Raw genomic sequence first — 5,089 nt, 5'->3', positions numbered from 1 at the left:
TCCGGTGCCGGCCCGGGCCGGGGCAAGGCCGAAGGCCAGCAGCCCGACGGCAAGGGCCAGCGCGGCCAGCCAGGCCATGGGCCCGGCAAACGCGGACACCATGACAGCGGAATGGTCGGTGGGTGCGGAACGGCGGTGGCGGGTCATGCGCGGTCTCCCCTGTCTATCGCTTCAGCTGCACGGCAGTCTGCAACATGGTGTCCGACGTCTGAATGGCCTTGGAGTTCATTTCGTAGGCGCGCTGGCCCACGATCATGTTCACCATCTCGTCCACCACCTCGACGTTGGACATTTCCAGAAAGCCCTGGGCAATGGTGCCCACGTTGTCTTCACCGGGCACGCCTTCCACTGCCTCGCCAGAGGCTTCGGACGGAGTGTACAGGTTGCGTCCGCGTGCTTCGAGGCCCGCCGGGTTGATGAAGGTGTAGAGGGGGATGTCGGCCTCGGCCAATGCCGTGCCGTTGGTGTCCAGGGCGGAGATGTGCCCGTTTTCCGTCACCGTGATGCTCTTGGTTTCGGCGGGCACGGTGAATTCCGGTTGCAGGGTGTAGCCGTTGGCGGTCACCACAACCCCGTCCTGGTTCAGCTTGAACGCGCCCGCGCGGGTGTAGGCGTCTTCGCCGTTCACCTGCACCAGAAAGAACCCGTCGCCTTCAATGGCGAGGTCCAGCGAGTTGCCGGTGTTGGAATAGTCCCCCTGGGTGAAGAACTTGTGCACCGTGGTGGGGCGTACGCCCATGCCCACCTGGATGCCGGTGGGAATGCGGTTGTCACCCTCGGTGGCTGAACCGGCGATGCGCATGTTCTGATACATGAGGTCCTCGAACTCCGCGCGGCTCTTCTTGAAGCTCGTGGTGTTCACGTTGGCGAGGTTGTTGGAGATCACGTCGATGTTGAGCTGCTGGGCCACCATGCCGGTGGCCGCCGTCCAGAGTGAACGCATCATGGTCGTTGTCTCCTTGCGAGGAGTTTGGTTCCGTCAGTTGTCCGGCGGTGATTGCCCGCCAGCCTGATGTTTGCAAACCGGATGCCGGATGCGCCGGGCAACCCTACCCGCGCGGCGTCAACCGCCAGTGGGCAAAGCGGCGCGCTTCTGCGGCGGGTGTCGGCATGAGTAGGATTTTTGTTCTCTGCCAAGGAAGAATGGCTTTTTATGAAGGGAATATACTTTGATGGTATTTGACCGGAGTAAAAAGCCATTCTGACGCAGGCAGAGGGCAAAAAGACACTCATGCCGACACCCGTCAGACTTTCTTGCCCACTTTCTGCGTGGCCTCCCGATCTATGGAATCGGTGGTTTGCATCACTTTCTGGTAGGCTTCGAACTGCCGCTGGGCTTCGATCATGTTCACCATTTCGGAGACCACCTCGACGTTGGACGCCTCCAGGTAGCCCTGGGCCACGTAGGCACGTTCGGCGGGCACCTCGCCCGCGTTGGAGCCGGGCCGCAGCCGGTACATGTTGCCGCCCAGCTTTTCCAGAGCGGTCAGGTCGTTCACGGTGACCAGGTTCAGCTGCCCCACCTGCGCCCCCCCCGCGAATATCTGCCCGTCGTCGGAAATCTGCACCTGCTCGCCGGGCGGCAGGGCGATGTCGCCGCCGTCGCCCTGCACCGCGTGGCCCATGGCGGTCACCAACTGGCCGTCGGCGGTCTGGATGAAGTTGCCGTTGCGGGTGTAGAATTCACCCTCGGGGGTGCGCACCTTGAAAAAGGCGTTGCCGGAGATGGCCACGTCCAGCGGGTTGCCGGTGTAGCGCATGCTGCCCTGCTCGAAGTCGGTGTGGGCCACGGCGATGCGGGGCCGGGCCACGTGCATGGGCTCTGGAAAGAGCTTTTTCGAGCGCACGTTGGCAATGGGCTCCATGATCTGGTCATGGGCGTACAGTTGCATGGTATCCTTGAAGGATATGACGTCGCGCTTGTAGCCCGTGGTATTCACGTTTGCGAGATTGTTCGAGATGTTGTTCATGCGGTGCTCGTTGGTGAGCGCGCCGAACAGGCTCGACAACATGCCTTCCTGCATGCGTGCCTCCTTGCGGGCATGCTGCCCGCGCCAGTGGCAATGCAAGGCATGGGCCACTCCGGCAAACCTGCATCATCCCGGCGCGTGGCAGCGCATGCACCCCGCCCGGCACGCACCGCGCACGGGCAGGACCGACGGAACAACGACGGTCATCCGCCTGCTTCCGGGCGCCACCCCATCCCATCATCAGCGCGCGGTCGCACCATTCCCCGCGCCATCTCCTGTTGACAGACCTCCGGTCCCATACTATATATTCGCGTCTTGACAGAAGCGGCTGCCGATATTCCTCTGGAATCGCTTCACGGAGCGCCACGCCTTACCGCTCCACGGCAACGCCGCTTCGACATCCTGAGGGCCGTACGCGGCCATTCCGGGTGGCCTTTCGGCCCCCTTTTTTTTTGCTGCGGCTCCGCCGCCCACGACAACGGACGTTACCCCGCATCATGAGCACGCATCCCCTCCGCGACGCCGTCGCCGCCATTGCCACGCCCCTGGCCGACGCCCTGGGCATTGCCCTGTGGGGCATCGAGATCATTGACGGGGGACGCACGGTGCTGCGCGTGTACGTGGACGTCAAGCCCGGCATGCCCGCACCCGAAGCCGCAGCCCCAGAAACTGCCGCCCCAGACGGCGAAGCGACCGAAGACATCGCCCCCGAACGCGTGACGATAGACCAGTGCGCCCGCCTTTCGCGCCAGTTGGGCCTTGCCCTGGACGTGGAAGACGTGGTCCGCGACGCCTACGTGCTCGAAGTGTCCTCGCCGGGGCTTGAACGCCCCTTCTTCGAGATCGCACAGATTGCCCCCTACGTGGGCCGCACCATCGAACTCACCCTTGCGGTGCCCCACCCGGAATGGCCGGGCCGTCGCAAGTTCCGGGCTGACATCGTGCGGGTGGAAGGCGACACCCTCACCTTCCTGCCCGACACCGCGCCCCGCCCCGACGAAGACCCCGCCCCCATCAGCGTGGCGTGGGACGACGTGAAGAAGGCGCACCTCATCCACATTTTTCCCGACACGACCCGGCCCCAGCCCGGCGGCAAGAGCGGCCAGCGCAAGAAGGCGCAGCCCAAGAAGCCCGCACGCGGCGGCGCGCCGCACGACGACACTACGGACTAGGCCACCGATCCGGAGGAGTACCCATGAGCCTGGAACTCAAGAAGGCCATCGACCAGATCAGCAAGGACAAGGGCCTTGACCGCGACATGCTGATCGACACCCTGGAGGAAGCCGTCCGCACCTCCGTGGCCCGCAAGTTCGGCGACGAGATGGACGCCGAAGTCAGCTACAATGACGAGACCGGCGAAATCGACGTCTATCAGTTCAAGATCGTCGTGAAAGAGGTCGAGAACCCGAACAGCGAAATTTCGCTCGAAGACGCGCGCGCCCACGACCCCAGCGTACAGCTGGACGACGAAATGGGCTTCCGCGTGAAGATCGAGGACCTTGGCCGCATTGCCGCCCAGTCGGCCAAGCAGGTGATCATCCAGCGCATGCGCGATGCGGAGCAGGAGATCATCTACGAGGAATACAAGGACCGCCGGGGCGAGATCGTCAGCGGCATCATCCAGCGCCGCGACAAGGCCGGGTGGATCATCAACCTTGGCCGCACCGAAGCGCTGCTGCCCAAGGAAGAACAGATCCCGCGCGAACACTACAAGCGCGGCGACCGGGTGCAGGCCATCCTCATCGACGTGCGCAAGGAAGGCCGTGGCCCGCAGGTCATCGTTTCGCGCGCGCACCGCGACTACATGGCGGCCCTGTTCCGCCGTGAAGTGCCCGAAGTGGACGACGGCACCGTGCAGATCATGGGTGTTTCGCGCGATCCCGGCAGCCGCGCCAAGGCCGCCGTCATGTCACGCGACCGCGACGTGGATCCGGTGGGCGCCTGCGTGGGCATTCGCGGTTCGCGCATCCAGAACATCGTGCAGGAAATGCGCGGCGAGCGCATCGACATCGTGGTCTGGAGCCCGGACATCGCCACCTACGCCCGCAACGCCCTTTCTCCGGCGGTGATCTCGCGCATCGTGGTGGACGAAGAAGAAAACCTGCTCGAAGTCATCGTGCCCGACGACCAGCTGACCAACGCCATTGGGCGCAAGGGCCAGAACGTGAAGCTGGCCGCGAAGCTGCTGGGCTGGAAGATAGATATCTACACCGAAACCCGCTACAACGAGGCCAACGCCATCGGACGCGGGCTCGAACAGATCGCCAGCGTCGCCGAAATCTCCATCGAACAGTTCATCGCGGCAGGATTCCAGTCCATCGAGCGCCTGCGTGAAGCCGACGACGAGGAACTTTCCTCGGCGCTGGGCCTTGCGCCGGGCAAGATCGCCGACCTGCGCGCGGCCATCAACTTCCTTGCGCCCCAGGTGCAGGACGAGGCCGACGCGGATACCGGGCCGGAGGCGGAAGCCGCCCCCGATGCCGAACAGGACGCCGCACAGGCTTCCGTTCAGGAGCAGGGCGAAGGAACCGAAGCCGAAGCGAAGGAATAGTACGCGGATGGATGAAGCCATCCGCGGGAAGCACATACCATTACGCACCTGCGTCATATGCAGGCGCCGCTTTGCAAAGCGCGAGCTTCTGCGGTACGTCCCCCCGACGGACACCGCCGGGGCGGGGGCCGACCCCGTTCCGGACGAAAGGCAGGTACTGCCTGGACGCGGGTTCTACGTATGCGAAAGCCCCGAATGCCGGGAGCGATTCCGGAAGTTTGGCGGCTGGCGAAGGAAGCGCAAGGGGGTTCAGGAATGACCGACGACAAGACCAGGGTGAAGGACCTGTCCACGGAGCTGGGCGTGTCCACGAAAGATCTGCTCCACACGCTGCGCGACCTTGACATACCGGCCAAGAGCGTGATGACCACGCTCACCGCCGATGAGGTCAGCCGCGTGCGCGAACGCCATCAGGGCCAGACCGCCGAAGCGGGCGTTGACCGCAAGGTGGTGCAGCCCGGCGTCATCGTGCGCCGCCGCCGCCGCGACGGCGAAGAGGGCGAAGCCCCCGTGCGTCGTCGTGCCGAAGAGCGCGAAGCCGCCTCCGGCGTTGCCGACGCTGCCGACG

6 protein-coding genes are annotated in these 5,089 nt (G+C 64.6%); 4 read left to right on the top strand and 2 right to left on the bottom strand.

Annotated features, from left to right (window positions below; translation table 11 throughout):
• Nucleotides 1–163 precede the first annotated feature (163 nt).
• Entirely contained in the window at nt 164–946 is a 783-nt protein-coding gene (gene flgG / locus FVW27_RS07605) for a flagellar basal-body rod protein FlgG (protein WP_167124051.1), read from the bottom strand.
• Nucleotides 947–1,244: 298 nt separating this feature from the next.
• Nucleotides 1,245–2,024 (bottom strand): flagellar basal-body rod protein FlgF, encoded by a 780-nt coding sequence (gene flgF, locus FVW27_RS07600; protein WP_167124049.1) that lies wholly within the window; start codon nt 2,022–2,024, stop codon nt 1,245–1,247.
• A gap of 443 nt (nt 2,025–2,467) precedes the next feature.
• On the opposite strand from flgF, the gene rimP reads away from it, so the two are divergent.
• The 4 genes from rimP to FVW27_RS07580 form a co-directional block, all read left to right on the top strand.
• Complete coding sequence (gene rimP / locus FVW27_RS07595; protein WP_167124047.1) at nt 2,468–3,142, top strand: ribosome maturation factor RimP; 675 nt, start codon at nt 2,468–2,470, stop codon at nt 3,140–3,142.
• Nucleotides 3,143–3,165: 23 nt separating this feature from the next.
• Nucleotides 3,166–4,521, top strand: coding sequence for a transcription termination factor NusA (gene nusA / locus FVW27_RS07590; RefSeq protein ID WP_167124045.1), 1,356 nt, complete (start codon nt 3,166–3,168; stop codon nt 4,519–4,521).
• The gene (locus FVW27_RS07585; protein ID WP_424991859.1) at nt 4,448–4,780 is read left to right on the top strand and encodes a YlxR family protein; all 333 of its coding nucleotides are present in this window, start codon (nt 4,448–4,450) and stop codon (nt 4,778–4,780) included. Before nusA ends, FVW27_RS07585 begins: the two co-directional genes overlap by 74 nt.
• The coding region (locus FVW27_RS07580; protein WP_208294686.1) for a translation initiation factor IF-2 N-terminal domain-containing protein at nt 4,777–5,089 on the top strand (313 nt) is incomplete at its 3' end. The genes FVW27_RS07585 and FVW27_RS07580, both read left to right, overlap by 4 nt.

Origin of the sequence: Nitratidesulfovibrio liaohensis (assembly GCF_011682075.1) — a bacterium.
Taxonomy (GTDB): domain Bacteria; phylum Desulfobacterota; class Desulfovibrionia; order Desulfovibrionales; family Desulfovibrionaceae; genus Cupidesulfovibrio; species Cupidesulfovibrio liaohensis.
This window is presented reverse-complemented; position numbering and strand designations above follow the sequence as displayed.

Excerpts from the sequence above, each read along its gene's own strand:
- nusA (WP_167124045.1), top strand. The coding sequence starts at position 3,166 with ATGAGCCTGGAACTCAAGAAGGCCATCGACCAGATCAGCAAGGACAAG.
- rimP (WP_167124047.1), top strand. The coding sequence starts at position 2,468 with ATGAGCACGCATCCCCTCCGCGACGCCGTCGCCGCCATTGCCACGCCC.
- flgG (WP_167124051.1), bottom strand. The coding sequence starts at position 946 with ATGATGCGTTCACTCTGGACGGCGGCCACCGGCATGGTGGCCCAGCAG.
- FVW27_RS07585 (WP_424991859.1), top strand. The coding sequence starts at position 4,448 with ATGCCGAACAGGACGCCGCACAGGCTTCCGTTCAGGAGCAGGGCGAAG.
- flgF (WP_167124049.1), bottom strand. The coding sequence starts at position 2,024 with ATGCAGGAAGGCATGTTGTCGAGCCTGTTCGGCGCGCTCACCAACGAG.